We start from the raw sequence: 23386 nt of genomic DNA on the forward strand, positions 1-23386 counted from the left end.
CGCACTCCGCGAGCGAGCCCGCGAAGTGCGCCGCACGGTTTCCAGCACTACTCCACCGCCGAATCCGGGAACTGATCCTGGATGTACTTGATCTCGGTGCGCCCGTGCGGTGCCGGCAGGCCATCCTCGCCCAGATTGACGAAGACCATCTTGTCGACGGTGAGGATGCTCTTGCGGGTGATCTTGTTGCGCACTTCGCACTGCAGGGTGATCGAGGTGCGACCGAACTCGGTGGCGGTGATACCCAGCTCGATGATCTCGCCCTGGCGCGAGGCGCTGACGAAGTTGATCTCGGAAATATACTTGGTCACCACCCGCTGGTTGCCCAACTGGACGATGGCGTAGATCGCCGCTTCCTCGTCGATCCAGCGCAGCAGGCTGCCACCGAACAGGGTGCCGTTGGGATTGAGGTCTTCGGGTTTTACCCATTTGCGCGTGTGGAAATTCATTACAACTCCTGACGTGCCTGACTGACATGGGGCAATGATGGCAGACCCACCGGCCCGCCTCCATTGAACATCGACTATCGTCGCGATAAATCGACAGAAAGTCTTGGGTGTGTCACACAGCCGCGGCTATAATCTCGCCGTTTCCAATGGCCACCCGCTGCGGTGGTCATCCCGCCACCTGTCCGAGGGGCGCTGCAGCAGGTTCACCTGTCAGGCTCGGATGGGGCGTTGTCCGCTCCTGCGGACGCTCAACGCACAACGGCGCCCATTCGCACACTACGAATGGAGGCTCTTCATGAGCGCTGTAAACACGCCCGCTGGTTTTTCCGACTTCAAGGTCGCCGACATTTCCCTGGCCGACTGGGGCCGCAAGGAAGTCATCATCGCCGAATCGGAAATGCCCGCACTGATGGGCCTGCGCCGCAAGTATCAAGCCGAGCAACCGCTCAAGGGCGCTAAGATCATCGGCTGCATCCACATGACCATCCAGACCGCCGTGCTGATCGAGACCCTCGTCGCCCTGGGCGCCGAAGTGCGCTGGTCGTCCTGCAACATCTTCTCCACCCAGGACCAGGCTGCCGCCGCCATCGCCGCTGCCGGCATCCCGGTATTCGCCTGGAAAGGTGAAACCGAGCAGGAGTACGAGTGGTGCATCGAGCAGACCATCCTCAAAGATGGCCAGCCATGGGACGCCAACATGGTCCTGGACGACGGCGGTGACCTGACCGAAATCCTGCACAAGAAATACCCGGCCATGCTGGACAAGATCCACGGCGTGACCGAAGAGACCACCACTGGCGTGCACCGCCTGCTGGACATGCTGGCCAAGGGCGAGCTGAAAGTCCCGGCGATCAACGTCAACGACTCGGTCACCAAGAGCAAGAACGACAACAAGTACGGCTGCCGTCACAGCCTGAACGACGCCATCAAGCGCGGCACCGACCACCTGCTGTCGGGCAAGCAGGCCCTGGTGATCGGCTACGGCGACGTGGGCAAGGGCTCGGCCCAGTCCCTGCGCCAGGAAGGCATGATCGTCAAGGTCACCGAAGTCGATCCGATCTGCGCCATGCAGGCCTGCATGGACGGCTTCGAAGTGGTCTCGCCGTTCAAGGACGGTATCAACACCGGTACCGAAGCCGGCATCAACAAGGACCTGCTGGGCCGCATCGACCTGATCGTCACCACCACCGGTAACGTCAACGTCTGCGACGCCAACATGCTCAAGGCCCTGAAAAAGCGTGCAGTGGTCTGCAACATCGGTCACTTCGACAACGAGATCGACACCGCCTTCATGCGCAAGAACTGGGCATGGGAAGAGGTCAAGCCACAGGTGCACAAGATCCACCGCACCGGCGCCGGCACCTTCGATCCGCAGAATGACGACTACCTGATCCTGCTGGCCGAAGGCCGTCTGGTGAACCTGGGCAACGCCACTGGCCACCCGAGCCGCATCATGGACGGCTCGTTCGCCAACCAGGTACTGGCGCAGATCTTCCTGTTCGAGCAGAAGTTCGCCGAGCTGCCTGCCGCGAAGAAGGCCGAGCGCCTGACCGTCGAAGTGCTGCCCAAGAAGCTCGACGAAGAAGTGGCCCTGGAAATGGTCCGCGGCTTCGGCGGCGTGGTCACCCAGCTGACCCCGCAGCAGGCCGAGTACATCGGCGTGACTGTCGAAGGCCCGTTCAAGCCCGACGCGTACCGCTACTAAGCGGCATGCGGCGCGCATTGCGCGCCGCAGCAGCGCAAGGATCTTGAACTACGCCCAAGCCAGATCGGCCATCACCGATCTGGCTTTTATTTGCAGCCTGACGCTTGAGGCACGCTGCCAGAGGAACGACCGATGTCCCAGGAACGCCGCTACAGTTTCGAGTTCTTCCCGACCAAGACCGATGCCGGTCACGAAAAACTCATGGCCGTTGCCCGTCAACTGGCCACCTATAACCCCGACTTCTTCTCCTGCACCTACGGCGCCGGCGGCTCGACCCGCGATCGCACGCTGAACACCGTGCTGCAACTGGAAAACGAAGTGAAGGTCCCTGCAGCCCCGCACCTGTCGTGCGTCGGCGACAGCAAGGACGACCTGCGCGCCCTGATCGCCGAATACAAGGCGGCCGGGATCAAGCGCATCGTCGCCCTGCGCGGCGATCTGCCGTCCGGCATGGGCATGGCCAGTGGCGAGCTGCGCCACGCCAGCGACCTGGTCGAATTCATCCGCCAGGAAACCGGTGACCACTTCCACCTGGAAGTCGCCGCCTACCCCGAAATGCACCCACAGGCGCACAATTTCGAGGACGACCTGGCCAACTTCGTACACAAGGTCAAGGCCGGTGCCGACAGCGCCATCACCCAATACTTCTTCAACGCCGACAGCTACTTCTACTTCGTCGAGCGCGTACAGAAGCTGGGCGTGGACATTCCGGTAGTGCCCGGCATCATGCCGATCACCAACTACAGCAAGCTGGCGCGCTTCTCCGACGCCTGCGGTGCCGAGATCCCACGCTGGATCCGAAAGCAACTGGAGGCCTACGGCGACGATGCCGCCAGTATCCAGGCATTCGGCGAAGAAGTGATCAGCACCATGTGCGAAGAGCTGCTGCAAGGCGGTGCGCCGGGCCTGCACTTCTATACCCTGAACCAGGCCGAGCCGAGCCTGGCGATCTGGAACAACCTCAAGCTGCCACGCTGACACCTTTTGGTAACAAAAATTTCAGCAATGATTAAGGCTCCGAACGTAGATTGGAGCCTTGATCATTCAAGCTGATACCAGGTTTCCCTCGATGCAGCCGTGCAACTGTGACACCCCGCAACTCGTCTACCTCGCCTTCGGCCCGGCTACCTATCACCAGGAAGCGTGCTTCAGCATCGTCAGCGCCCTGGCCAACCTGCGCAAGACGCCAGGTGAAGCCATGGACATCCAGGTCTACACCGACAACCCCGAACCCTACGCCAAGCTGCCCGTGACCGTGCACCTGCTCGATGAGCACACGCGTACAATGTGGAATCAGCCCCACGGCTATCACTTCCGCAGCAAGCATGTGCTGCTGCGCCAGGTCCTCGAACAACACCCGCGCGCGGTCCTGATCGACACCGACACCTTCTTCCGCCAGTCGCCGATCGAACTGTTCCGCCGGGTCAAGCCAGGCGCGGTGCTCTGCAACGCCATCGACGGACGCTACGGCGAAAACCGGAAGTGCCTGCTGTACAAGAACCTGCTGACCCTCCTACAGCAACGTGGCCTGGCCGACTGCCAGATGCCGCTGGTCAACTCCGGCGTCATCGGCCTGACTGCACAGGACGCAACGACCCTGGACCACTCCATCGCCCTGATGGACGAGCTCTATCCCCTGGCGCGCGAGGCCTATACGCTCGAGGAGTTCTGCCTGGCGGTCGCCGCCTACCGCAAGCTGCAACTGGCCACCTGCACCGACGTCATCCACCACTATTGGAGCCGCAAGGCGCAGTTCCGTGCCAAGATCCAGGCGTGGCTGCGCAAGCACGGCGACGATCCGCTCGGCGAAGCCGCGCTGGCCGACATCACGCTGGTCAACGACCAACTGCCTCGCCCACCCACGCTGCACCGCCTCGGTTACAAGGCCATGAGCCTGACGCTACCCAGTCGTCACCGCCAGTTCGCTCGCGAACTGCTCTATGGCTGCTATCCCTACGACAACGAATTCGACCGCGCCTGCGCCACGGCGTGGTGGGACAAGGCCCTGGAAAACTTCAATCAGCGTCAGGGTGGCATGAGCCCCGAGCAATTGCGCGAATGCTTGCGCCAACCCGGCCTTCGTCTGTCGCTAGGCTCACGCCACAAGGATATCGAGCGGCATCTGATCGACGCACAGCAAGCCTGAGCACAGCCCTGCTGACCACCCTGGAGCGCGCCTGCACTGCCCTGCAGACGCGCAACGCAAACATCGATGGACATTTTCTCGACACCGTTGAGCAGCAGGATCGCAGCACTTCGCGATAGCTCTGTTATACTCGGGCCTTCCCGCCCGGCTCACGCCCGGACGCTCGGCCTCGCAACAGGCATCTCGACCAGCAGCGACGCACACTCAAGTGCCCGCCCGCCGCCTCCAGGATGCGCAGTGTAAGCCCAGCTGGACCGGACGCGATCGCATCCCACCGATGCCCGTCGCGCCAGGCAGAACATCCCACAGGGCTCAGCCCAAACGAGAACAGGATTGCCCATGTCCTTTGCTTCCCTCGGTCTCTCCGAGGCACTTGTCCGCGCTATCGAGGCTGCGGGCTACACCCAGCCTACCCCGGTGCAACAGCGGGCCATTCCCGCCGTGTTGCAAGGCCGCGACCTGATGGTCGCCGCGCAGACTGGCACTGGTAAAACCGGTGGCTTCGCCCTGCCGATCCTCGAGCGCCTGTTCCCGGGTGGCCACCCTGACAAATCGCAGCGTCACGGCCCGCGCCAACCGCGCGTCCTGGTCCTGACCCCAACCCGCGAACTGGCCGCACAGGTCCACGACAGCTTCAAGATCTACGCCCGCGACCTGAACTTCATCAGCGCCTGCATCTTCGGCGGCGTCGGCATGAACCCGCAGATCCAGGCGATGGCCAAGGGTGTCGACGTTCTGGTCGCCTGCCCGGGCCGCCTGCTCGACCTGGCCGGCCAAGGCAGCGTCGATCTGTCCAAGGTGGAAATTCTCGTTCTGGACGAAGCCGACCGCATGCTCGACATGGGCTTCATCCATGACGTGAAGAAAGTCCTCGCACGCCTGCCGGCCAAGCGCCAGAACCTGCTGTTCTCGGCGACCTTCTCCAAGGACATCACCGACCTCGCCGACAAGTTGCTGCACAACCCCGAGCGCATCGAGGTCACGCCGCCCAATACCACCGTCGAGCGTATCGAACAGCGCGTCTACCGCCTGCCCGCCAGCCACAAGCGTGCGCTGCTGGCCCACCTGATCACCCTCGGCGCCTGGGAACAGGTGCTGGTCTTCACCCGTACCAAGCACGGCGCCAACCGCCTTGCCGAGTACCTCGAAAAGCACGGTCTGACCGCTGCCGCGATCCACGGCAACAAGAGCCAGAATGCGCGCACCAAGGCTCTGGCCGACTTCAAGGCCAACAGCGTGCGGGTGCTGGTCGCCACTGACATCGCCGCCCGCGGCCTGGACATCGACCAGTTGCCGCACGTGGTCAACTTCGAACTGCCCAACGTCGAGGAAGACTACGTTCACCGCATCGGTCGTACTGGCCGTGCCGGCCGCTCCGGTGAAGCCATTTCGCTGGTGGCACCTGACGAAGAGAAGCTGCTCAAGAGCATCGAGCGGGTGACCAAGCAGAGGATCCCGGATGGCGACCTGATGGGCTTCGATGCCTCGCAGGTCGAGGCCGAGAAACCCGAGGTGCGCGAGCGCCAGCAGAATAACGGCCGCGGCGGGCGCAACCAGCAGCAACGTGCCGAAGGCAGCAAGGAAGGCAGCGGCGGGCGCAAGGACAAGGGCAAGGACAAAGGCAAGGCCAAGCAACAGGCCGCCGACAAACCTGCCGACAAGGCCACTGCGGGCGACAAGCCACAGCAGAAGAAGCAGGAACCACGCAAGCAGCGCGACAACAAGAAGCCGCGTCAGCAGCAGGCCGGCCAGGCCCAGGGCAATGTCCCCAAAGTCCCTGCCGATCGCGACCCGGAAGAATTCCTGGACGACGATATCGACAACTTCGGTAACCGCGCCGACTACGTCAGCCCTTACCAGAACGGCAAGAACCAGGGCCGCAACCGTCGCCCAGGCGGCAACGGCGGCCAGGCTCAAGGCCAGGGGCAGCGTTCGGGTTCGGGCCAGCCTCGCAGCAACAACGGTGGCGGCGGCCAGCGCCAGGGCGGCCAGGGCTCTGGCGAGAAGCGTCCCCGCAACAACAATGGTGGTGGTGCACGCCGTGATGGCAACCCAGGCCGCGCGCGCCGGGACGACAGCAACCGCCAGGAGCCTGCCGTACGCAATCCGCGTGAGCCGCAGAGCACGCCTGTGATCATCCGAAAGGAGTCCAAGCTCGACCGTTACCCAACGCCCGAGCAACTGGATGACCTGCCGAGCCGCCCACGTGGCGAGCGTCCGGCGCTGCTGACCCGCAAGGGCTGACAGAAACGACAAGGGGCCGCAGAGCGGCCCCTTGTCGTTTCAGATGACGCGAATCACTTCTGCTTCACGCCTTCCAGGCTGATGTCCAGATCCAGGGTCTGGGAAGTCGGGCCTGGGCCCTTGATGCCAAAGTCGTTCAGGTTCAGCGTGGTCTTGGCGTTGAAGCCAGCGCGCTCGCCACCCCACGGGTCCTTGCCCTCGCCGTTGAACACGGCCTTGAAGGTGACCGGCTTGGTCACGCCATGCAGGGTCAGGTCGCCGGTTACGTCGGCAGTCTTGTCACCGGTGGACTTGACGGACGTGGAGACAAACTTGGCGTCCGGATACTTCTTCACATCCAGGAAATCGGCACTGGCGATGTGCTTGTCACGCTCGGCATGGTTGGACCACAGGCTGGCAGTCTTCAGGTCGACGCTGATCTTGCTGGCTTCAGGCTTGGCGCTGTCCCAGGAGAACGAACCGTCGAAGTCCTTGAATGTGCCGTGGATGAAGCTGTAGCCCAGGTGGCTGATCTTCCAGTCGACGAAAGCGTGCTGGCCTTCCTTGTCGATCTTGTAGTCAGCGGCCATGGCCTGACCAGCGCCAATCAGAGCGGTACCGAGCGCCAGGGCGGCAAAAGTCTTTTTCAACATCCTTACTTCCTTCCTTTGCAATTGAGGTTGAGAGTCAAGCTTTGCGGCCCAGCATACGAGTCAGGGTCGCGTCACGGTCAATGAAATGGTGCTTCAAGGCTGCCAGGGCATGCAGGATGGCGAAGATCACCAACCCCCAGGCCAGGTACAGGTGAATCACACCGGCAGTGTCCGCCTGATCGGGCAGGTTGCTGACCAGCGCCGGCACCTCGAACAGACCGAAGACCGGAATGCCGACACCGTCGGCAGTGGAGATCAGGTAGCCGGCGGCCATCACCGCAAACAACCCCAGATACAGCGCCAGGTGCCCCAGCTTGGCGGCCACGCGGGTGAGTGACCCGTGGTTGGCCGGAGCCGGTGGAGGTGGGCTGATCAAACGCCAGAGTACGCGCAGCAGCATGACTGCCAGCAATACCAGACCGATGCTCTTGTGCAGGTCGGGCCCGGCTTTGCGCCAAGGATCGTAATAGTCGAGACCGACCATCCACAGACCCAGACCGAACAACCCGAATACGACAAGGGCCACGCCCCAGTGCAGGAAGATGCTGACCGCACCATAGCGAGAAGCAGAATTGCGCAGTTGCATGTTGGCGTATTCCCCGTGAAAGCTGTGCACAAGATAACGCGATAAATATCGAATTAAAGCGGAAAAGTCCGCTTTTTATTATCGAATAAACCGATAGTTTATTTTGAATTCATCCAATTAAGTCAACATTAACAATAAGCGGGCGCGGGGGACTTGTCAGGGTAGAAACTATCGCGGGCACTTCGCAGCAACGCCACGAGGTGCCCGCCATGGTCAATCAGTTCGCCTTGGCCTGAGTGTCGGCCGAGGGTTTCTTCTTGACGGGCTCGGCCTTTGCGGCCGCCTTCTTCACCGGCTCCGGCTTGCTGGCCTGCTTGGCAGGCGGCTTGTGCGCGGGTACGTGCTTGGCAGGTGCGGCCTTGGCCGGCGCAGACTTGACGGGCTCCTCCTTGGCCACAGGCGCCGCAGGTGCGGCTGCCGGTGCCGGAGCTGGCGGCGCAGGTGTCGGTTCATCCACCTTGGCCACCGGCTCGGCCTTGGCCACCGGTTTATCGTCGCCACCGAACAGGCGGGAGAAGAAGCCAGGCTTGTCCTTGCCGGCTGCCGCACCCACCGCTGCAGCGCCCGCAGCAGCTGCAGCGACCGGCGCCGCCTTGACCACTGGATCGAAGGATTTGCCGGCAGCCAGGTCCTCGATCTGGCCCGCAGCACGCTGGCCACTGCGCAGCGCGCCTTCCAGGGTGCCCGGGTAAAGTGCATCGGTGTGCTCGCCAGCAAAGGCGACACGTTGCACCGGACGCTCCCACAGGCGCCAGTACTTGCTGATCTGCCCCGGCCCATAGGCCAGGTAGGCGCCACCGGTGCCGGCATCGGTGCTGTAGCGCTTGACCTCATAACCGGTAAAGGCACCACGGGCCTGGGGGTAGAAGGCATGCAGGCGAATCAGCACCTGGTCGACCATCTGCTTGTCACCGAAGGCTTGCAGCAGGCGGGCGTTGTCGCCGGACAGGTTGATCACCACATTGGCACCGCCCTTGAGCGCCGGTTCGATCCAAAGCATGCCCAGGCCTGCGTTGCTGAAGATCTCGCCCGACATGCGCGCGCGGCTCTCCCACACCGGGTTCTTGAACTTGAGCAACAACTGGTCGCGCCAGCCGTAGTTGGTGCCCTTGAGCGCCGCCAGGTGCTGATTGTCCAGCCCCGGCGTCATCTGGATCTTGGCTAGCGCGCGCAGCGGCACGGCTAGGACCAGATAGTCAGCCTGATAGCCGACGGCCCCCACCTTGACGGTGACGCCGTCCTTGTCCTGGACGATGGCGGTGACAGGCGAGCTGGTCTTGATGGCCTTGAGTTGCTTGACGAAGGCCTGTGCCAGCACCGGGCTGCCGCCGGGCAGGCGTGCCGCGCGCAGGTCGCGATCGCCGACTCCACGATAGACCCGGCTCTGCTGGGCGAAGTAGAGCAACGACAGGCGCGAGGGTTCGTCATAGCGGGTACGAATCTGCTGGTTGACCAACTGACGGGCGGTCGCCGGCAGTTGCAGCTTGTCCAGCCAGGTAGAGACGTTGATCTGATCGAGGGCGAACAGCGTGCTGTTGGCCGCCGGGTTCAGCGGATCATCGATCGAACGGGCCAGGTCATCGAGGGTCTTCTCGTAGCGCTTGATCGCCTCGGCGGTCGCGGGCTGCTTAGTGGCGAGGTCGGCCGCGCTGAAGTACTCGCCGTCGATCAGGTAGCCTGGGGTACGCACGAACTCGGGCGCAGGCAAGGTTTCCAGCTTGAAGCGGTCCAGGTACTGATTGAGTACCGGCTGCGCCTTGTTGTTGCCGATCCACTCGCTGGTCGCCAGCCCCGAACGGCCACCCATGCCACTCTTGGCTTCGAGCAGGGTCACCTGCCAGCCCTTGGCCTGCAGCTCGTAGGCCGCCGTCAGACCTGCCAGGCCACCGCCGACGACAATCGCCGTGGGAGTCTTGTCCTTTGCCAGCGCACCCGCGCTGGATGCACCAATCAATACCAACGCGCACAGGCGCACCCAAGCAGCAGCCATGTCGGCGAACTCCGGATCAGAAGCGAAATGTAAGCGGGGAGGATTTCCCCGGGAGAGATGCGTTAAGAATACGTCAGGTCCTGCGAGCCTGCCAGCACAGCGCTATCAAGTGCTTCGAATGGTTCAGGTTTCTGTGGTGGCTCCTTCGCGGCGGTTCGGCGCCCCGACAAGCCCGCTCCTGCAGAAGCCAGCACAAAACCCAAGGTTGTTCCTGTGGGTGCCTTTGCTTAGGCTTACACCGTCCTACACGCCACCCCAGCCAGGAGATCTGCCCCATGGGCCTGAATCAACAGTGGATGCAGCGCGACCTCAAGGTCCTCTGGCACCCCTGCACCCAGATGAAAGACCACGAGAGCCTGCCGCTGATCCCGATCCGCCGTGGCGAGGGCGTCTGGCTCGAGGACTTCGAGGGCAAGCGCTATCTGGACGCCGTCAGCTCCTGGTGGGTCAACGTCTTCGGCCATGCCAACCCGCGCATCAATCAGCGCATCAAGGACCAGGTCGACCAGCTCGAACACGTGATCCTTGCAGGCTTCAGCCATCAGCCGGTGATCGAGCTGTCCGAGCGCCTGGTGGCCATGACCCCGGCCGGGCTGGACCGGGTGTTCTACGCCGACAACGGCTCGTCATGCATCGAAGTGGCGCTGAAGATGAGCTTCCACTACTGGCAGAACAAGGGCCAAGGCGCCAAGAAGCGCTTCGTCACCCTGACCAACAGCTACCACGGCGAAACCATCGCCGCGATGTCGGTCGGCGATGTGCCGCTGTTCACCGAAACCTACAAGGCCCTGCTGCTCGACACCATCAAGGTGCCCAGCCCCGATTGCTACCTGCGCCCCGAAGGCATGGGTTGGGAGGAGCACTCGCGCAACATGTTCGCAGCCATGGAGCAGACCCTGGCCGAACACCACGCCACGATCGCCGCGGTCATCGTCGAGCCGCTGATCCAGGGCGCGGGCGGCATGCGCATGTATCACCCGGTCTATCTCAAGCTGCTGCGGGAAGCCTGCGACCGGTACGGTGTGCACCTGATCCATGACGAAATCGCCGTCGGCTTCGGCCGCACCGGCACGATGTTCGCCTGCGAGCAGGCCGGTATCCGCCCCGACTTCCTCTGCCTGTCCAAGGCCCTGACCGGTGGCTACCTGCCGCTCGCCGCCTGCCTGACCACCGATGACGTGTACCAGGCCTTCTACGACGACTACCCGACCCTGCGCGCCTTCCTCCATTCGCACAGCTATACCGGCAACCCGCTGGCCTGCGCCGCAGCGCTGGCGACCCTGGACATCTTCGAGCAGGACCAGGTGATCGACGCCAACAAAGCGCTGTCGGCGCGCATGGCCAGCGCCACCGCGCACCTGGTCGATCACCCGAACGTGGCCGAAGTGCGCCAGACCGGCATGGCCCTGGCCATCGAGATGGTCAAGGACAAGGCCGGCAAGGTCGCCCACCCATGGCAGGAACGCCGCGGCCTGAAGGTCTTCGAGCATGCCCTTGCGCGCGGCGCACTGTTGCGTCCGCTGGGCAGCGTAGTGTATTTCCTGCCGCCCTACGTGATCACCCCGGAGCAGATCGACTTCCTGGCCGAAGTGGCCAGCGAAGGCATCGATATCGCCACCCGTGACAGCGTCAGCGTGGCGGTGCCGGCCGACTTCCATCCCGACTTCCGCGATCCGGGCTAACTATCACCTAACCCTGTAGGAGCGGGCTTGCCCACGAATGCTGCGGTGCAGCCACTGACGCATTCGCGGGCAAGCCCGCTCCTACAGAGGACGATGTCCCCCCTATTCCGAGCCAAACCATGAGACTGTCCCGCTTCTTCATCGACGCCCCGCTAAGCCTTGGTGAGCACGAGCTGCCCGAGGCCCAGGCCCACTACATCGGCCGCGTGCTGCGCATGACCGCCGGCGCCGCCGTGCAATTGTTCGACGGCAGCGGCCAGGAATACCTCGGCCAGTTGCTCGAAGTAGGCAAGAAATCCGTGCGCGTCAGCCTCGACCAAGCCCTGCCCGGCCAGCCCGACTCGCCGCTGCACATCCACCTCGGCCAGGGGCTGTCCCGCGGCGAGCGCATGGACTGGGCGATTCAGAAGGCCACCGAGCTGGGCGTCAACGAAATCACCCCGATCGTCAGCGAGCGCTGCGAAGTACGCCTGAAGGATGAGCGTGCCGACAAGCGCCTGGCCCACTGGCGCCAGGTGGCGATCAGCGCCTGCGAACAATGCGGGCGCTCCACCCTGCCCGTGATCCATCCGCCGGTGACCCTGGCCGAATGGCTGAAAGACTGCGATGCCGAGCTCAAGCTGGTCCTGCACCCGGTGGCCGAGCCGCTGACCAGCCATGACAAACCGATGCGCCTGGCCTTCCTGATCGGCCCTGAGGGTGGCTTGAGCGATGCCGAAGTCGATCAGGCCAAGGGCGCCGGCTTCCACGCCGCCCGCCTCGGCCCCCGCGTACTGCGCACCGAGACGGCGCCGGTGGTGGCGCTGTCGGTGGCGCAGCAGCTGTGGGGCGATTTCTAGGCTCAGCCCCTAGAGCACATAGAAGGACACCGCGACGAAGTGCATCAGGCTGCCAGCGATGACGAACAGGTGCCAGATGCCGTGCCAGTGACGAAAGCGGCTGTCGAAGGCGAAGAAGATGATGCCGACGGTGTACAACACACCGCCGGCCGCCAGCCAGGCAAAGCCGGCGCCGCCAAGGCTGTAGAGCAGCGGCTTGACCGCCACCAGCACGATCCAGCCCATCACCGCGTAGATGATGATCGACAGCACCCGCGCCTCGGAGCGCGGCTTGATCTCCTGGAGCATGCCGATCACCGCCAGCCCCCAGACGATGCCGAACAGGCTCCAGCCCCAGGGCCCGCGCAGGCTGACCAGGCAGAACGGTGTATAGCTGCCGGCGATGAGCAGGTAGATCGACAGGTGATCGAGCTTGCGCATGACCACCTTGGCCCGGCCGCGCGTGCTGTGATAAAGCGTGGAAATGCTGTAGAGCAACAGCAGCGTAAAGCCGTAGATGGAGAAGCTGACGATCTTCCAGGGGTCGCCCTGCAAGCCCGCGACGACGATCAGCCAGATGGCACCGATACAGGCCAGGACGGCACCGACCAGGTGGGTCCAGGCATTGAAGCGTTCACCGTAGTACATGCAGAGTCTGACCTCCACAAGGTCAATGGGTTCCTGACAGGCAGTGGTGCGATAGGGCCCGCAACAGCACCATCCTACTGCACCAAAGGTTGCAGATCCGCGTCACGCACCAGCCGCTCGAGCGCCGCCAGGTCAGGCACCCGCGCCACCTGATCGCCCACCTGCACCGCCGCCAGCTCCATTGCCCCCAGTGGCACGTCCACATAGTTCAACTGGCTGTCGAGCTTGCACGAGCGCGGAATCCCCTGCAGCAGCACCGCCAGGTAGCGCAGCCCGGTATCGCCCAGGGCGTTGAGCACGACGATCCGCGCCCGCTCGCCACAAGGCGTCTCGCCCCCACAGGCCGCCTCGAAGCCGATGAGCGGCAAGCGCTGCTGGCGCCAGTCGATCCAGCCCATGTGCCAGGCCGGCTGGTGCCGCTCGCAGACGAACGCACGCTCACCGATCAGCTCGGCGACGGCGACATTGGGCAGCACCAGGGTGCGGTCGCCCAGGGGCAGCAACAGGCCGGTGAGGCTGCTGCGCTGGCCGGCGATATGTTCAAGCATGGGGCTTGCTCCAGTGGGCGATGCTCTGCAGCAGGAGCGACTCCTGGTAAGGCTTGCCGAGGTATTCGTTGACGCCGATGGCCATGGCTCGGTCGCGGTGCTTCTGACCGGTACGCGAGGTGATCATGATGATCGGCAGGTCGTGCAGTCGGTTGTCGCGCCGCACCCGCGTCGCCACTTCGAAGCCGTCCATGCGCGGCATTTCGATGTCCAGCAGCAGCACGTCGGGGCGGTGTTCCTCCAGCAGGGCCATGGCATCGACCCCGTCCTTGGCGGTCAACACGCTCATGCCATGACGTTCCAGCAGGCGGCTGGTGACCTTGCGCACGGTGACCGAGTCGTCGACCACCATCACCAGCAACGGCCGCCGCGCTGCCGGGCCGAACAGTTGGCGCCGCTCGCCATCGCCCACCGGCAACCGCGCCAGGCGCCGCTGCTGGCCACGCAGCTGACCGAGCAGGTCGAGAATCAGCACCACCCGCCCATCACCGAGCAAGGTCGCACCCGACAACCCCGGCACTGCAGCGAACTGCGGCCCCAGGCTTTTCACTACGATCTCGCGGCTCGGCGACAGGCCATCGGCCTGGATCGCGAACGACTGCTCCTGGGCATGCACCAGCAGCACCGGCAAGGGCAGGCTTTGCCCCAGCAGGCGCGGCCGAGCGACATCCTGCAGCAGCTCGCCCAGGTAGCGCAGGTCGTAGGCGTGCCCAGCATAGCGATAGCGTGGCGGGTCCAGTTGGTAGCAGGCCTCGAGCTCGGCGGGCGGCACGCGGACGATGCCCTCGATGGTGTTGAGCGGGATGGCGTACTGTTCCTCGCCCAGGTGCACCATCAGTGCCCGGTTCAGCGACACCGTGAACGGCAGGCGGATCTGGAAGCGTGCCCCCTTGCCAGGGCTGGACTCGATGCTCATCGAGCCGCCCAACTGCTTGACCTCTTCATGGACCACGTCCATGCCCAGCCCGCGCCCGGAAATCTGGGTGATCTTCTCTGCCGTGGAAAAGCCCGGACGCAGGATGAACTGCAGGATCTCGTGATCGCTGAGCTGCGCCTGCGGCGCCAGCAGGCCACGCTTGATGGCCTTCTTGCGCACCGCCTCCAGCGGCACCCCGGCACCGTCGTCACTCATCTCGATGACGATATCGGCGCCCTCGTGCAGCAGATTGAGGTGGATGGTGCCCTGCTCCGGCTTGCCTGCCGCCAGGCGCACCTCGCGCGGTTCAAGGCCATGGTCGACAGCATTGCGTAGCATGTGCTCCAGTGGCGCGACCATGCGCTCCAGTACGCTGCGATCCAGCTCGCCCTCGGCGTTGCCGACCACCAGTTCGACCTGTTTGCCCAGCTCGCTCGCCACCTGCCGCACCACGCGCTGCAGGCGTGGCACCAGGCGCTCGAAAGGCACCATCAGGGTGGCGGTCAGGCCTTCCTGCAACTGACTGTTGACCCGCGCCTGCTGCTGCAGCAGGCCGTGCGCCTCCTGGGCGCGCAAGGCAAGAGTTTCCTTGAGGTCGAGCAGGTCGGAAGCCGACTCGAACAACGCCCGCGACAGCTGCTGCAACTGCGAGTGACGGTCCATTTCCAGCGGGTCGAAGTCGTCGTAGGCGTCGCCCTCGGCCTGCCAGCGGCTGGACATGCGACCCTGGGTTTCGTTGTCCAGGCGCAGCAACTGGTCGCGCATGCGCTCCAGGGTGGTTTCCATTTCGCTCAGGGCGAACTGTGCATCGTTGACCTGCTGCTCGATGCGACCACGAATGATCGCATGCTCGCTGGCCAGGTTGCCCAGGTCGTCGAGCAGTTCGGCATCGACCTTGACCATGTCCCCGGGTGCGCGCTCCGGTGCGGCGGCCGGTATGTCGAGCGGCGCGGCCTCCACCGGCGGCTGGCCGGCAGCGCTGTCGGTCAGCGCCGCGCTGGAGAAGTTGCGGATGTAGTCGATCAGCGCCGTCGCGGCGTGCAGCGGCTGCCCCAGGCGCACGGCGTCGAGCATGTGCGCGAGGCGGTCGTGGCAGTTCTGCAGCAGGCTGAACAGCGCAGGCGTCGGTGGCAGGCGGCCAGCGGCGAGCAGCTCGTAGAGAAATTCCAGCTCGTGGGCCAGGTCGCCGATGGCGGCGATTTCCACCATGCGCGCGCCGCCTTTGAGGGTGTGCAGGTCGCGCAGCAGGTTTTCCACCTCGACACTGCTGCGCGGGTCGGCCTGCCAGCGCGCCAATGCAGCTGCAGCGCTTTCGACGATGTCCGAGCTTTCTTCGAGGAAGACTTCCAGCAGCTCCTTGTCGCCGGGGGTTTCTGCCCCCTCCGGCTCGCTGCTTGGCGCATGGCGGAACTCACGCAACTCACCAAGCAGTGCCACCGCCGAAGACGGCACCTGGCCCTGGCGCATGCTGTCGAGCATCTGGCCCAGCGCCGCATGGCTGCGCTGCAGCAGCTCGAACAGTGCCTTGCTGGCGCCCAATCGGCGGTCGACCACGCCTTCGTAGAGCAACGCCAGCTCCTGGGCGAGCACCTCGATGGCGCCAATCGCGGCCATCTGCGCACCGCCGCGCAAGGTCTGCACATCGTGCTGCAGCGCGGACACCGCGCAACTGCCGTCAGGCTCCTGCCGCCAGCGCTGCAAAGCCTGGTCGGCGCTGTCGAGAATGTCGCCGGCCTCTTCGAGGAACAATTGCACCACTGCCGGCTCCGGCAGGTCCATGGCAGTGGCCAGCGGGGTCACGCCCTGCTCGCCCACCAGCCCGGTTGCCGCCGGGTCGAGCGCCCCGTCCAGCAACGCACGCCAGCCATCCAGGCACTCGTTGCGCGGGGTGACTTCCTGCCCCGCGGCAATCTCGTCGAGCATGTCGATCAGGGCTTCATGGGCCTGCCGCGCCTGGGAGAAGAAATGCCCGTCGGCGACCAGGCTGCCTTCCTCCACCGCCCCGTACAGATCGAGCAGCGCTTCGCAAAGCTCATCCACCTGCCAGAAATCGGCCAGGTGCGCGCCGTGGGCCAGGGTCGTCAGCTCGTCAAGCAGCGTGTCCAGCTCCTGGCGTTCGCGCGGGTGCTCCTGCCAGCGCGACAACAGCGACTCGGCATCGAGCAGAATATCCATCCCCTGGGCCAGGAAACTGGCGATCAGTTGCGGATCCCGGCGGCTACGGCGGGTGTGCGGCGCCCCGTCCTGCAGCACCGCCAGGCGCGCATCCACCGCTTCGCCGACCTGCTCGATCAGTTGCGCAGCGCCAGGAATCGGTGCCAGCGGTGTGCGCTCAAGCTGGGCCAGGCCCAGCTGGAACAGGCGGCGCGACGCTTCCAGCCATTCGATATCCGCCACTTCCAACGGCAGTTGGTGCGCCTTGTATTCACGCGCCAGGCGGTCGAAGGCGGTGGCCAGCTCCGCGATCGGCATCACCCCGGCCATGGCCGCACTGCCCTTGAGGGTATGCAGCGCGCGTTGCAGGCTGTCGCTGACCTGGGTGTCCTGGCCATCGGCAGCCGTGAGGAAACTGTCGAGGCTGGCCAGATGGCCTTGGGCCTCGTTGCGGAAAATCTCCAGCAGGTGCGGGTCGAGCCCGTCATCGGCACTGGCCGGCGCCTTGTCGTTGACAGCCAGGACATGCAAGTGGCCGCTGAGCTGCTCGACATCGGCCAACCGAGGTATCTGGCCGGCAGCGAAGTCGGCGAGCAGATCGGGCAGGTGGACGAGGGCCTGCTGCAGGGCCACAGCGCCCTCGCCGCTCAGTACGATGCGCCCTTCCAGCACACGATTGAGCAGATGCTCGGCCGCCCAGGCCAGCTCGGCCACGGCACCTGCCTGCACCATCCGCCCGCTGCCCTTTAACGTATGCAGGGCACAGCGCAATTCGATCAACGCCTCGCGCTGCTGATTGTCGGCGCGCCAGCGCAACCATTGACGCTCGATCTCCGGCAACAGCTCGCCGGCCTCTTCGAGGAACACCTGGCGCAACTCGTCGTCGATGCCGTCATCCGGTATCTGCGCGGTGGCGCTCACGGCCTCGTGGCTGCAGCGCAGCCCCAGCGCGGCCAGGCTTGCAAAGGCCATGTCGAGGAAACGCTGGGCATCTGCCAGCGGATCGGCTACACGCCATTGCAGGTAGCACTCCACGGCGCTCAAGGCCTCGGCCAGGTGGGTCAACTCCTGCTCCGGGGGCTCCTGATCGAGGTGCGACAGCCAACCTTGCACATAGTCGGCCGACACTCCGAAGACCTCGGAGGCGGCCGGCAGCATCAGCATCGCCAACGCACCACGAACCTGCTGCAGCAGGCCCGGCAGGGGCTGCAGACGCTGGCGTGGCCAACCGGATTCCAGGCAGTCGCCGATCAGGTCCTTGGCCTGCTGCAACACCGAGAGCGACTCCTCGAACACCCGCTGGCGGGTCTCGGTCACGTCCGAGCCGGGCATGCCGCTTTCCAGGCCCTCGGCAAGGCCGCCGACCATGCCGTTGAGCGTCGCCTCCACGTACAACAGGGCACCGGCCACATCCATCAGCACCGCATCGTCCACGGCACGTTCGCCCTGGGCCAGGGCCTGCAAGGCGAGCACCTGATCGATGATGACCCGGCGCGGCTGCTGGAAACCCAGCACTGCGAGGGTATCGGCCACATGGCGCAGCGGCGCGACCAGCACATCGAGCGGGTCGCGCTGCTCGTTATCCCCCCGTACGAACGGGTCGAGCCGCTCCTTGATCCGCACCAGGTCGTCGCACAGGGCAGTGATCACCGAGCGCAGGGCATCGCGGCCCTGGCCGGCCTGCAACTGGTCGCGCCAGTTGCCCAGCGACAGGTCGAGGTTGGCCAGATCGTTGGCCCCCGCCAGGCGCTGCGCCGCTTCTCCCATCAGGCTGTCCTGGGCCAGCGGCTCGGCGCCACGGCACAGGCGCAACTGGTTGAGCAACGGCAACACCACCAACGGCAGGTCGTGGCGCGCACCCCGCAGGCGCTCGAGATAGGGCGGCAATTGCTCGAGGCCGCGGAACAGCGCGCCCAGGCAATCGCCACGCGGGCTGACCTGGCCCTCGAAGAGGGCGCGCCCGAGCAACTCCAGCTCCTCGGCCAGACGCGCTGCGCCATTGAGCTCGAGCATCGTCAGGCACCCTTGCACCTGATGCAGGTTGTCGACGAAAAACCCCAGCAAGGCCGGGTCGCCCGGCTCGCTGGAAAAACGCTCCAGCGCCTGGCGCGCCTGGCCCAGGCAATCGGCGATGGCCGCCTTGGTCCAGCTAAGGGCGACGGTGTCGTGACGTTCGGGGCTCATTGCCGTAACGGCCATCGGCCTCTCCTCAGCGCCGCTCGGCCGGGGCCGGCAGGGTGAAACCAGACACCGAACGGCGCATCTCGCTGGCCATTCTGGCCAAGTGACGGATGCTGTCGGCGGTAGCGCCGGAACCGGCGGAGGTCTGCGCGGTGATCTGCTGGATCACCGCCATGGTGTGGGAAATCTGCCCGGCCGAGGATGTCTGCAGTTGCGCCGCGTCGGAAATGCTGTGGATCAACTCGGCCAGGTTCTGCGACACGCCCTCGATTTCAGCCAGGGCCACGCCGGCGTCCTGGGCAAGACGCGCACCGCGCACCACTTCGGCGGTGGTCTGCTCCATGGAGATCACCGCTTCGTTGGTATCGGCCTGGATGGTCCGCACCAGTGCTTCGATCTGTCGGGTCGCCGACGACGAGCGTTCAGCCAGGCGCTGTACCTCGTCGGCGACCACGGCGAAGCCGCGTCCGGCTTCACCCGCCAGCGAGGCCTGGATCGCCGCATTGAGGGCCAGGATGTTGGTCTGCTCGGCAATGTCGTCGATCAGGCTGACAATGTCACCGATTTCCTGGGAAGACTCGCCCAGACGCTTGATGCGCTTGGCGGTGTCTTGGATCTGCTCGCGGATGTTGTCCATGCCATGGATGGTGTTGTGCACCACCTCGTTGCCCTTGTTGGCGATGGCCACCGAGCGCTCGGCGACCTTGGCCGACTCGTAGGCGTGGGCGGAAACCCGGTCGATCGACTCGACCATGTCGCCCACCGCCAGCGACGCTTCGCTGATCTGGTCGGCCTGGTGTTCCGAGGCCTTGGCCAGCTGGCGTGCGGTGTTCTGGGTGTCCTGCACCGCAGCGGCAACCTGCTCGGCACTGTGGTTGATGGTAGCCACCAGGTCGCGCAACTGGTCTACCGAGAAGTTGATCGAGTCGGCGATGGCGCCGGTGAAATCCTCGGTGACCGACACCGTGACGGTCAGGTCGCCATCGGCCAGCTCTTCGATTTCATCGAGCAGGCGCATGATCGCCTGCTGGTTGCGCTCGTTCTTCTCCGCCGTGTCGCGCAGTTGGCGGTTGGTGGCGCGGACCATCACCAGGCCGATGAGGATGATCGAGGCCAGCGCCAGCAGGCCGAGCACGTAGCCGCCGACGGTATCGAGGGTGCGCCCGGCGAGGTTCTCGAAACCGTTGGCCAGGTGCGAGGCTTCGTCGAGCAGGGTCTGCGACAGGCTGAAAATGTTGCTCGCCGCCTCGCGCACCCGCAGCAGTTCCGGTGAAGTTTCGAGAATTTCGTCGACCGAGCCGGAAACGAACTGGAACAGCTCAGCGATCTCGGCCAGGCGCGCGCGGGCGTCCGGGTCTTCGACACGGGTCACCTGGATCGCCGGATTGCCGCCGAGCATGCCTTCGAGCACCTGGCCGAAGCGGCTGGCATCACGGCCGAAGGTGTCGGCGGCCTGCACCGAGGTATCGTCACCGGCCAGCACGGTATTGACCGAACCGAGAATCCGCTCGGCCAACAGCAACTGGCGCTGGGCCACGGCCACCTGGCTGGCCGGTGCACCGCTCTGCAGCAGGATTTCCACGACCTTTTCGTACTCGACCTGCAACTGGGGCACGGTTTCGGCCAGGGTTGCCGCCACCTGGTGCAAGGACAGCACGGTCTGCTCGCTGGCCAGGATGGTGTCGGTGTTGCGCCGCAGGTTCTCCCAGTCCTGGCGCACCGCGTCCATTTCGTCGCGCACCGTGGCCGGTGCGGGCGGCAGGCCGGTGGCCTTGTCACCCTCGCGCAGGTACTTCCAGCGGCGCTCGAAATCGTTGCGGGCATCGGACAGCAGCCGGAACGCCAGGGCCTTGCCCGCCGCCGCCTCGGTGGCGTTCTTGGCGATGCGCTGGGACAGCACGCGCAGCTCGCCGGCATGGCCGATGTACTGCTTGTCGTGGTTGGACTGGGTATTGAGGTAGGCGAAGTTGGCGAACAGCAGCACGATCGACAGGATCAGCACCACGAACAGTACGGTGATCTGCGCCGTGCTGCGCGGGCGCTGGGCCACGGCTTCGGGAACGACGGTTGGAGCGGGCTTGTTCACTGTCGCAGGGTCCTCTACAACGCCACATCGAGAAAGCCCGGCGCCTGGGCCAGGGCGAAGGGGCTGAAGATCGCCCAGTTGCGCTCACGGGGGAAATGCCCCTGGACGAAACGCGCCGCGGCGCGGATCAGTGGCTGCGGCGGCGACAGCTCCAGGCTGCTCAGGTCGAAATGTTGCAAGCCGACCACTTCGTCCACCAGCAAGCCGACGAACAGGTCGTCATGGTCCAGCACCAGCACGCGGCGCTGCTTGCCCGAGGCCGCCGGCCCAAGGCCGAAGAACGCCGACAGGTCCATCACCGGCAGCAGGCGACCGCGCAGGTTGGCCACGCCGCACACCCATGGCTGCACCCCAGGCACCCGGCTGCTGCGCGGCTCGCGCAACACTTCGGCCACCTCACCCATGGGGGCGACGAACCACTGCCCGGCGATGCGAAAGCCGATACCGCTCCACTGCTGCAGGCGCGTGTCCTGCAGCGGCTGGTCGGCCACCAAGAGGCGGCAGCGGCGGTCGATGTCCAGCAACAGCTCGAAGGCGGTCAGCGACGCACCCTGGGGGCGCGTGGTCAAGCGCCCAGCACCTCTTTGAGCTTGGCGATCAGCGCGTCTTCTTCCACCGGCTTGGTCAGGAAATCGCGGGCACCCTGGCGCGTGGCCCAGATGCGGTCGGTTTCCTGGTCCTTGGTGGTGACCACGATCACCGGGATGGCGCTGGTTTCCGGGTCCTTGCTGAGCTGACGGGTGGCCTGGAAGCCGTTCATGCCGGGCATGACGATGTCCATCAGCACCGCATCCGGCTTGTCCTGGCGGGCCAGGGCCACGCCATCGGCACCGTTGCTGGCCTTGAGCACCTGGTAGCCATGCTTTTCGAGCCATTCGGTCAATCTGTACATCTCTGTCGGCGAGTCGTCGACAATCAGCACTCGGGCCATACGGTTTCCCCATCAGGAAAATGAAGACCGCGCCAGGGCGGGCGCGGTCAGGGTGCGTGTTGTGCCTGCACGGCGAATCCGGGCACGTGGGCACGGATCGCGTCGAGCAGTTCTTCCTTGCTGAACGGTTTGGTGAGGAACTGATCGGAGCCGACCACCCGGCCGCGGGCCTTGTCGAACAGGCCATCACGCGAGGACAGCAGGATCACCGGGATATCCTTGAACGCACTGTTGTGCTTGATCACCGCGCAGGTCTGGTAACCGTCCAGGCGCGGCATCAGTACATCGACGAAGATGATCCGCGGCTTGTGATCGACGATCTTGGCCAGGGCATCGAAACCGTCGCTGGCGGTGATCACCTCGCAACCCACCTCGCCCAGCAGCATCTGGGCGGTGCGGCGGATGGTGCGGGAATCGTCGATCACCATCACCTTCAGGGGCTGTTCCATGAAATGCGTCACCCATCGCCAAGCCAGGAATGAAACCTTGAGGGCTGCGATGCAGCGCTCTGACTGGCATTTTTAACACAGTCCGGGTAGGCATTCCATCTGCCTCCCCCCTTGACCGGCCGCGTTCCCGGCGCCACCCTGAGCCACTTTTCTTTCGTGCCATCGCGGCCACCTGCCGCCAAGAGGAATTACCCCATGAGCGTTCGCCTCGGGATTGTCATGGACCCCATCGCGTCCATTTCCTACAAGAAGGACAGCTCGCTGGCCATGCTGCTGGCGGCGCAGGAGCGCGGCTGGAGCCTGTTCTACATGGAACAGCGCGACCTCTACCTGGGTGCCGGCCAGGCCCGCGCGCAGATGCGCCCGCTGAAGGTGTTCGCCGATCCGGCGCGCTGGTTCGAACTGGGCGATGAGCAGGACAGCGCGTTGAGCGAGCTGGATGTGATCCTGATGCGCAAGGATCCACCCTTCGACATGGAGTTCGTCTACAGCACCTACCTGCTGGAGCAGGCCGAGCGCGAAGGCGTGCTGATCGTCAACAAGCCGCAGAGCCTGCGCGACTGCAACGAGAAGCTGTTCGCCACCCAGTTCCCGCAGTGCATGGCGCCGACCCTGGTCAGCCGCCGCGCCGACATCCTGCGCGCCTTCGCCACCACCCATGGCGATGTGATCCTCAAGCCGCTCGACGGCATGGGCGGCGCGTCGGTGTTCCGCCACCGCCAGGGCGACCCGAACCTCTCGGTGATCCTCGAAACCCTGACCCAGCATGGCCACCAGCAGATCATGGCGCAGGCCTACCTGCCGCAGATCGTCGATGGCGACAAGCGCATCCTGATGATCGACGGCGAGCCGGTGCCCTACTGCCTGGCACGCATCCCGGCCAGCGGCGAGACCCGAGGCAACCTGGCCGCCGGCGGCCGTGGCGAAGCCCGTCCGCTGACCGAGCGCGACCGCTGGATCGCCGCCCAGGTCGGCCCGACCCTGCGCGAAAAGGGCCTGCTGTTCGTCGGCCTGGACGTGATTGGCGACTCGCTGACCGAGATCAACGTCACCAGCCCGACCTGCATCCGCGAGATCGATGCGGCCTACAACACCAATATCGGCGGCCAACTGATGGACGCCATTGATCGCAAGCTCAAGGCGCGCTGACCGCCGACGCGGAGCAAAACCCTGGAGTGGGGTATGATGCCGGTCCATTTCACTCGACCTGCTGCCCCACTG

At 64.9% G+C, this 23386-nt stretch carries 18 protein-coding genes and 1 riboswitch; of the genes, 7 read left to right on the forward strand and 11 right to left on the reverse strand.

Annotated elements, in window-relative coordinates; translation table 11 throughout:
• Positions 1 to 47: 47 nt before the first annotated feature.
• Entirely contained in the window at positions 48 to 449 is a 402-nt protein-coding gene (locus tag HU748_RS18105; protein ID WP_054894823.1) for a hotdog domain-containing protein, read from the reverse strand.
• Positions 450 to 627: 178 nt separating this feature from the next.
• Positions 628 to 723: riboswitch (S-adenosyl-L-homocysteine riboswitch) on the forward strand.
• A 21-nt stretch (positions 724 to 744) separates the two neighbouring features.
• On the opposite strand from HU748_RS18105, the gene ahcY reads away from it, so the two are divergent.
• From ahcY to HU748_RS18125, 4 genes are all read left to right on the forward strand, one after another.
• Positions 745 to 2154, forward strand: a complete 1410-nt coding sequence (ahcY, locus tag HU748_RS18110) for an adenosylhomocysteinase (protein ID WP_186656321.1) — start codon at positions 745 to 747, stop codon at positions 2152 to 2154.
• A 132-nt stretch (positions 2155 to 2286) separates the two neighbouring features.
• A complete protein-coding gene (metF, locus tag HU748_RS18115) occupies positions 2287 to 3132 on the forward strand; it encodes a methylenetetrahydrofolate reductase [NAD(P)H] (protein WP_186665829.1) in 846 nt (281 codons plus the stop codon).
• Positions 3133 to 3223: 91 nt separating this feature from the next.
• The gene (locus tag HU748_RS18120) at positions 3224 to 4300 is read left to right on the forward strand and encodes a hypothetical protein (protein ID WP_186721318.1); all 1077 of its coding nucleotides are present in this window, start codon (positions 3224 to 3226) and stop codon (positions 4298 to 4300) included.
• A gap of 339 nt (positions 4301 to 4639) precedes the next feature.
• Complete coding sequence (locus HU748_RS18125) at positions 4640 to 6544, forward strand: DEAD/DEAH box helicase (RefSeq protein WP_186708285.1); 1905 nt, start codon at positions 4640 to 4642, stop codon at positions 6542 to 6544.
• A gap of 53 nt (positions 6545 to 6597) precedes the next feature.
• Here HU748_RS18125 and HU748_RS18130 read toward each other — a convergent pair whose 3' ends face one another.
• The 3 genes from HU748_RS18130 to HU748_RS18140 form a co-directional block, all read right to left on the reverse strand.
• Positions 6598 to 7176 (reverse strand): YceI family protein, encoded by a 579-nt coding sequence (locus HU748_RS18130; protein ID WP_186721321.1) that lies wholly within the window; start codon positions 7174 to 7176, stop codon positions 6598 to 6600.
• 34 nt (positions 7177 to 7210) lie between these two features.
• A complete protein-coding gene (locus tag HU748_RS18135; RefSeq protein ID WP_186711853.1) occupies positions 7211 to 7762 on the reverse strand; it encodes a cytochrome b in 552 nt (183 codons plus the stop codon).
• Positions 7763 to 7979: 217 nt separating this feature from the next.
• Positions 7980 to 9752 (reverse strand): flavin monoamine oxidase family protein, encoded by a 1773-nt coding sequence (locus tag HU748_RS18140; protein WP_186721323.1) that lies wholly within the window; start codon positions 9750 to 9752, stop codon positions 7980 to 7982.
• A gap of 275 nt (positions 9753 to 10027) precedes the next feature.
• Between HU748_RS18140 and HU748_RS18145 the strand changes: the two genes are divergently transcribed.
• On the forward strand, positions 10028 to 11434 hold the full coding sequence (locus tag HU748_RS18145; RefSeq protein ID WP_186721325.1) for an adenosylmethionine--8-amino-7-oxononanoate transaminase: 1407 nt from the start codon (positions 10028 to 10030) through the stop codon (positions 11432 to 11434).
• A 119-nt stretch (positions 11435 to 11553) separates the two neighbouring features.
• Positions 11554 to 12273: a 16S rRNA (uracil(1498)-N(3))-methyltransferase gene (locus HU748_RS18150; protein WP_186721327.1), complete on the forward strand. Its 720-nt coding sequence runs from the start codon at positions 11554 to 11556 to the stop codon at positions 12271 to 12273.
• A gap of 9 nt (positions 12274 to 12282) precedes the next feature.
• Here HU748_RS18150 and HU748_RS18155 read toward each other — a convergent pair whose 3' ends face one another.
• From HU748_RS18155 to HU748_RS18185, 7 genes are all read right to left on the reverse strand, one after another.
• Positions 12283 to 12900, reverse strand: coding sequence for a hemolysin III family protein (locus HU748_RS18155; protein WP_186665821.1), 618 nt, complete (start codon positions 12898 to 12900; stop codon positions 12283 to 12285).
• A 74-nt stretch (positions 12901 to 12974) separates the two neighbouring features.
• Positions 12975 to 13448 (reverse strand): chemotaxis protein CheW, encoded by a 474-nt coding sequence (locus HU748_RS18160; protein WP_186665820.1) that lies wholly within the window; start codon positions 13446 to 13448, stop codon positions 12975 to 12977.
• Positions 13441 to 18717: an Hpt domain-containing protein gene (locus HU748_RS18165; RefSeq protein ID WP_238343403.1), complete on the reverse strand. Its 5277-nt coding sequence runs from the start codon at positions 18715 to 18717 to the stop codon at positions 13441 to 13443. The genes HU748_RS18160 and HU748_RS18165 overlap by 8 nt, the downstream gene beginning before the upstream one ends.
• Positions 18718 to 18727: 10 nt before the next feature.
• Positions 18728 to 20785 (reverse strand): methyl-accepting chemotaxis protein, encoded by a 2058-nt coding sequence (locus HU748_RS18170; RefSeq protein WP_063546550.1) that lies wholly within the window; start codon positions 20783 to 20785, stop codon positions 18728 to 18730.
• Positions 20786 to 20799: 14 nt separating this feature from the next.
• Entirely contained in the window at positions 20800 to 21354 is a 555-nt protein-coding gene (locus tag HU748_RS18175) for a chemotaxis protein CheW (RefSeq protein WP_065863863.1), read from the reverse strand.
• Positions 21351 to 21716 carry a twitching motility response regulator PilH gene (gene pilH / locus HU748_RS18180; RefSeq protein ID WP_012274551.1) on the reverse strand — a complete coding sequence of 122 codons (366 nt, stop codon included), beginning with the start codon at positions 21714 to 21716 and terminating at the stop codon, positions 21351 to 21353. Before pilH ends, HU748_RS18175 begins: the two co-directional genes overlap by 4 nt.
• A 47-nt stretch (positions 21717 to 21763) precedes the next feature.
• Positions 21764 to 22165, reverse strand: a complete 402-nt coding sequence (locus HU748_RS18185; RefSeq protein WP_065863864.1) for a response regulator — start codon at positions 22163 to 22165, stop codon at positions 21764 to 21766.
• 195 nt (positions 22166 to 22360) lie between these two features.
• On the opposite strand from HU748_RS18185, the gene gshB reads away from it, so the two are divergent.
• Positions 22361 to 23314: a glutathione synthase gene (gshB, locus tag HU748_RS18190; protein ID WP_186665819.1), complete on the forward strand. Its 954-nt coding sequence runs from the start codon at positions 22361 to 22363 to the stop codon at positions 23312 to 23314.
• Positions 23315 to 23386 lie beyond the last annotated feature (72 nt).

The organism is Pseudomonas sp. RW3S2, from assembly GCF_014268955.1.
Lineage (GTDB): Bacteria > Pseudomonadota > Gammaproteobacteria > Pseudomonadales > Pseudomonadaceae > Aquipseudomonas > Aquipseudomonas wayambapalatensis.

Excerpts from the sequence above, each read along its gene's own strand:
- HU748_RS18105 (WP_054894823.1), bottom strand. The coding sequence starts at position 449 with ATGAATTTCCACACGCGCAAATGGGTAAAACCCGAAGACCTCAATCCC.
- ahcY (WP_186656321.1), top strand. The coding sequence starts at position 745 with ATGAGCGCTGTAAACACGCCCGCTGGTTTTTCCGACTTCAAGGTCGCC.
- metF (WP_186665829.1), top strand. The coding sequence starts at position 2,287 with ATGTCCCAGGAACGCCGCTACAGTTTCGAGTTCTTCCCGACCAAGACC.
- HU748_RS18120 (WP_186721318.1), top strand. The coding sequence starts at position 3,224 with ATGCAGCCGTGCAACTGTGACACCCCGCAACTCGTCTACCTCGCCTTC.
- HU748_RS18125 (WP_186708285.1), top strand. The coding sequence starts at position 4,640 with ATGTCCTTTGCTTCCCTCGGTCTCTCCGAGGCACTTGTCCGCGCTATC.
- HU748_RS18130 (WP_186721321.1), bottom strand. The coding sequence starts at position 7,176 with ATGTTGAAAAAGACTTTTGCCGCCCTGGCGCTCGGTACCGCTCTGATT.
- HU748_RS18135 (WP_186711853.1), bottom strand. The coding sequence starts at position 7,762 with ATGCAACTGCGCAATTCTGCTTCTCGCTATGGTGCGGTCAGCATCTTC.
- HU748_RS18140 (WP_186721323.1), bottom strand. The coding sequence starts at position 9,752 with ATGGCTGCTGCTTGGGTGCGCCTGTGCGCGTTGGTATTGATTGGTGCA.
- HU748_RS18145 (WP_186721325.1), top strand. The coding sequence starts at position 10,028 with ATGGGCCTGAATCAACAGTGGATGCAGCGCGACCTCAAGGTCCTCTGG.
- HU748_RS18150 (WP_186721327.1), top strand. The coding sequence starts at position 11,554 with ATGAGACTGTCCCGCTTCTTCATCGACGCCCCGCTAAGCCTTGGTGAG.
- HU748_RS18155 (WP_186665821.1), bottom strand. The coding sequence starts at position 12,900 with ATGTACTACGGTGAACGCTTCAATGCCTGGACCCACCTGGTCGGTGCC.
- HU748_RS18160 (WP_186665820.1), bottom strand. The coding sequence starts at position 13,448 with ATGCTTGAACATATCGCCGGCCAGCGCAGCAGCCTCACCGGCCTGTTG.
- HU748_RS18165 (WP_238343403.1), bottom strand. The coding sequence starts at position 18,717 with ATGGCCGTTACGGCAATGAGCCCCGAACGTCACGACACCGTCGCCCTT.
- pilH (WP_012274551.1), bottom strand. The coding sequence starts at position 21,716 with ATGGCCCGAGTGCTGATTGTCGACGACTCGCCGACAGAGATGTACAGA.
- HU748_RS18185 (WP_065863864.1), bottom strand. The coding sequence starts at position 22,165 with ATGGAACAGCCCCTGAAGGTGATGGTGATCGACGATTCCCGCACCATC.
- gshB (WP_186665819.1), top strand. The coding sequence starts at position 22,361 with ATGAGCGTTCGCCTCGGGATTGTCATGGACCCCATCGCGTCCATTTCC.